At 60.5% G+C, this 4,465-nt stretch carries 3 protein-coding genes; all 3 read right to left on the reverse strand.

Annotated features, from left to right (window positions below):
* Nucleotides 1–555 precede the first annotated feature (555 nt).
* Genes istB through ACT4N8_RS08430 form a run of 3 tightly spaced genes read right to left on the reverse strand, consistent with a single transcriptional unit; the run spans nucleotide 556 to nucleotide 3,201 of the window.
* Entirely contained in the window at nucleotides 556–1,317 is a 762-nt protein-coding gene (gene istB, locus ACT4N8_RS08420) for an IS21-like element helper ATPase IstB (RefSeq protein ID WP_444857687.1), read from the reverse strand.
* The gene (gene istA / locus ACT4N8_RS08425; RefSeq protein WP_444857688.1) at nucleotides 1,310–2,818 is read right to left on the reverse strand and encodes an IS21 family transposase; all 1,509 of its coding nucleotides are present in this window, start codon (nucleotides 2,816–2,818) and stop codon (nucleotides 1,310–1,312) included. Before istA ends, istB begins: the two co-directional genes overlap by 8 nt.
* On the reverse strand, nucleotides 2,815–3,201 hold the full coding sequence (locus ACT4N8_RS08430) for a hypothetical protein (protein WP_444857689.1): 387 nt from the start codon (nucleotides 3,199–3,201) through the stop codon (nucleotides 2,815–2,817). The genes istA and ACT4N8_RS08430 overlap by 4 nt, the downstream gene beginning before the upstream one ends.
* Nucleotides 3,202–4,465 lie beyond the last annotated feature (1,264 nt).

Consider the following 4,465-nt stretch of genomic DNA (forward strand, 5'->3'; position numbering starts at 1 on the left):
TAGAACTTGCGCCCGGTTGAGAGGCCAAAATGGGACGATTTTTGGGTGGCAGGCGGGGGGCAATTCTGGCCGTACAACGCCAATTCGAGTAGAATTGGGAGCACCGGCTTTACCACCCACGGTTTCATCGGTTTAGTTGCCGGGTGATGCTCTTGCCTGTGACTATGGCGCGGACAACTTCCCAGATCGGCACCGTGATTTTCGGCGGGGTCCGGCAGAGTCGCATTGTTGCCAGGCGAGGGCGGGACAGTCCGAGGGATTCCGAGCGGGTGGGCAGAGTTGGTTTCGTGAGAGTCGCCACTCGCGGAGGACGGTGGCCTGCGGTACTGGCTCGACTCGAATGCACCAAGCGGGAATGGCAGCTCCCCCCAGAGGGCGCTTGCCATAGAACGTTGGCCAGAGCGAGGGCCAGGAGAGAGGCACACCGTCGTTCCGCGAGCAGCTTCGAAAGGGAGACTTTCGAAGGGCGAGCTGGGCTCTCCCACGCATCCTTAGCCGCGCACCCCGTGGCGAGCCGAGACTGGACGCGCCGATGCCTGACGGGCGGAGAGTTTTCTACTCTGTTTCTTCCTGATCCTTCGTACGATAGCTGTCTCCTTGAATCACGATCGCCTCCCCGTGGTGCATCAACCGATCGATCATGGCGGTGGCCAGGGTGTTGTCGACGTCGAAGATCTTGCCCCAGTCGCGGAAGGGCCGATTCGTGGTGATCACGATCGATCCGGACTCGTAACGGGCTGCGACGACTTGGAACATCAGGTCCGCGCCGCGCTTGTCGATGGGAAGATATCCCAGCTCGTCGAGGAGGAGAACCGAGGGATGGACATAATGCTTAAGCGCTCGCTCAAGCGTACCGTTCAGTTGGGCCGTGGTCAGTGTATTAATCATGTCGATGACTCGCGTGAAACGCACGGAGAGTCCTTTCTCACAGGCGGTATAAGCCAAGGCAGTCAAGATGTGCGTTTTCCCGACTCCGGTCGGTCCGATCAGGATCGCGCATTGCCGCTGTTCCACGAATTCACAATCGAATAACCGCAAGACTTTCTGCTTGGGAACTCGTTTGGGGAACTCGAATTTGTATTCGGCGAGGGTTTTCGGCTTCGGTAGTTTGGCTTGCCGGATCCGCCGTTGCAGGGCCCGCTGCCTTCGGGCGGTGATCTCCGCGGCGATCAGCGCCGAGAGTACTTCCAGCATCGAACTGTTCTTGCGGGCGGCTTCGTCGAGGACCTCGCGGTAGGTCTCAGCAATTTGCGTTAGTTTCAACTCGTTCAGATTCTGCACGAGCAGCTCATGCAGTTGCTTGTGGCGATCACTCATCGGTGGATTCTCCATCCAGTTCACAGAATCGGTCGTACGCGGCAGGATCCGATTCTGCCAAGTCGGTTTCTTCAATCAGTTCGATCCGCCGCGGGCGCACCTGGGTCGGAGAAGGTAATTCCCGCCGTCGGCGTTCCTGCAGCACGATCGTCTCCACGTAAGCCGCGTCATACGTTCGGTACTCATGAGCTTTGGCCAACGCTGCGACGACCTCCTGCCGCCCATAGAGATGAACCAGATGCAGCACCCGCCGCAGGTGCACGGAAGTCCTCACGGGTAGACGGCGGAGTTCCAAGTGAAACAACCGCGCGACTTCTCCCAGTGCGTCGAAGGTGTCCTCGACTTCCCGTGCGTATACGCGACGACGCATTTTGAGGGCCTCCAGTTGGTGATCGGGCAGCCGGATCAGTTGGTGGCGGTCATAGCTGCGCACATGGCGGGCGACCTCGACTCCTTCCGAAATCACCCACAGTTCTAGCGCGTTGGCCCGCACCATCACCGTCTTGTCGATCAGTTGGGGTGGCACGGAGTAGCGATTACCATCGAAGTGAATTCGGGCATGGGAACTCACCACGGCGGGAACCACCTCATCCGTATCGAAGGCCAGCGCAGGCAAGGAGCGCAGTTGTTGCAGCTCCTGCTGGAAGCGATCGACCGGGCGCTCGCGCGTCGTGTGATGGCACCGTACGTTGGCGACTTCGTCACGCCAGGTAATGGCCAGACGGCGGTAATCTTCCCAGCAAGTCAGTTCTTCATCTCGTCCCTGCAAGGCATTCCGCTTGATGTAGCGGACACTGGCTTCGACCATGCCTTTCGATTCCGGGTCGCGCCGCGCACAGGCAATCGGTTCCAGGTAGAAGTGGCCGCACACCGCCAGGAAGTCTGGGTGCAGACAAGCGTGCCGGCCGGAACCGTTCAGGACTGCGGCCTTCAGGTTATCGAAGATGATTTGCTTCGGGCTGCCACCAAAGAACAGCAACGCATGCACCAGCGCCCGGTAGAATTCGACTTTGCGTTGGGACAGACAGAACTCGATGTAGATCATGCGGCTGTAGCAGAGCACGGCCACGAACACGGAGACGTTTCGCCGCGTGCTGCCGATGCGGATCTGGCCGCAATGCCCCCAATCCACCTGCATCGCCTGGCCCGGTTCGTAGTGCACCTCCTGGTAGACGCGCCCACGTCGCGGCCGAGTTCGCGCGAGGTATTCCCGGAGTACGGTGATGCGTCCGGTGTAACCATCGGGCCCCTTGCGGATCTCTTCCAGGATGCGAACGCCGGTCAGTTCTGGATACTTGGCTACCAGGGCGTCGATTTTGGCCTTGTAGGGATCCAGCCGACTGCTGCGGCGAGCACGCTTCGTCTCGTCCGGAGGACGGTCCAAGGCCAGCGCCGCCTTCACGGTGCGATGACAACAGCGCAAGCGTTTGGCGATCTTTGTCTGCGACAGACCTTCCACCTGCGACAGACGCCTAATCTCGGCCCATTGCGCGACCTTCATGACTCTCTCCGTGGCGGTTGTCCGACCAGGCGAAACAGTTCTCCCAAGGCGTGGACACCACCACGCTCGACACGTCGCGGTTGCGGTAGCGAGAGGACCTGTGTCAGCGGGGGCTGATAGGCGATCAGGTCCTGCGTCAGCAGTTCCTCCCGCGCACGAACCACCTGTTCCTCCCGTAGCCGCAGGCGCACGGCGATCGAGGTATCGCTGTAAAACGACAATCCCTGTTGGTCGCTGACAGCCGTGAGAAAGAAGTACAGCAGGATCGCATCACCCGGCAGCCGGGCGGCGTACTCTCGCAAAAAGCGACGGTCGACCCACGAGAATCCTTCACGAGGCGGGCGGCGGACGCGGTCGGTTACCAGCAGACGTTTCTGGATCATGAGCAGGAACCTCCTGAGGGTCGCGACAAGATAATGAGGACTCGCTTCGCTCCCGATAGTCGAGGACCGCGGCTCGGTCAGGAGCGGCGGGAACGGGTACGGCTGGGCCTTGCTGATACTCGCGCGCCCGACGACGCGCCTGGTACTCCAACTCGCGTTTGAATTGTCCGACCGAGGTCTTGCGGCGCAACCACTTACGCTCGCGATCATGGACGCGTTGTTGGGCGTGGCGGCACGTGTCCCCGCAGTACCGTGACGGACAGCGGCGGGTGGTGCGGGGTGAGTCATAGCAGCCGGGACGGTCACAGAAAGGAGCGGAATTCTTCTCTCTGCGTGACCACGCGCGTGCAGGAGTGAGCGGTTCCAGGGCGGAACGCGACGGTCGAGGTGCAGAACCTGCCGCGCGCGATGCTGCTCGTCGCTGTTTCTCGGCGACTGCCCGCTGCTGGCGCACTTCGACCCGGTTGCGCCGTCGTTGTTGGCGTTTGGCCGCCTGCCATCGGCGGAGCAGGCGACGGCATTCCGCGTCCTGGCAATGACGCTGGTTCCAGCGGTGCGGTACGAAGTTGTGGTCGCAACCCTTGCGCAGACACATCCGCGGCGGGAAGCGTGAATTTCTGGCCGACGACGAGAGTGGGAGATTATGCTGGTTCTGTCCCAAGGGAGGATCTGCTCCCGCTGGGGCCGCCCGTGCGGCTGTCCTAAAGCCGCTCGGGCACTTTCATTTCGCCCTTTCCAACAAGGGCTTCATGCTCTGCACTGTAATTCGCCTTCCCATCTCCGGCGAATTCCGCAACGCTGGACCCGTTCCTCAACGGACAAACGATCCGAAAACCGATTCGCGCCCGCGGCGCGCCGACGAAGGAAACAGAGAGGGACACGGTCGAGATATCTCTACGCCTTAAGGAGAAGGCGAAGGAAACCAAGAAGGCGAATTAGACCCTACAAGAAAATGTGGGCGACTAATCCGGTGAAACTCTGGGTGACGAAACCGGCGTTCCCATCGCCGTCGTCTTCGCGTGAAGATCGAGGCCGATGATGAAGGCGGCCGTATCCGCCGCATGTTGTAGTGCCGCCACTGCGGGGAAATTTTCCCGGAAGATGGACGTAGCCATCGTGAATTGGGGGAAGGGATGGAAGTCCTTATCCTAACCCCACGATCATGGACACTACTCCATCGAACGCGTTCGTGAAACAGTTCTGTAAATGCTGCAAGCCGAATTATGTCCGACCGAAAAACATCGCCCATTCCTCGTGATCTCCC

Origin of the sequence: Sphingosinicella sp. (genome assembly GCF_052387495.1) — a bacterium.
Classification (GTDB): domain Bacteria; phylum Pseudomonadota; class Alphaproteobacteria; order Sphingomonadales; family Sphingomonadaceae; genus Allosphingosinicella.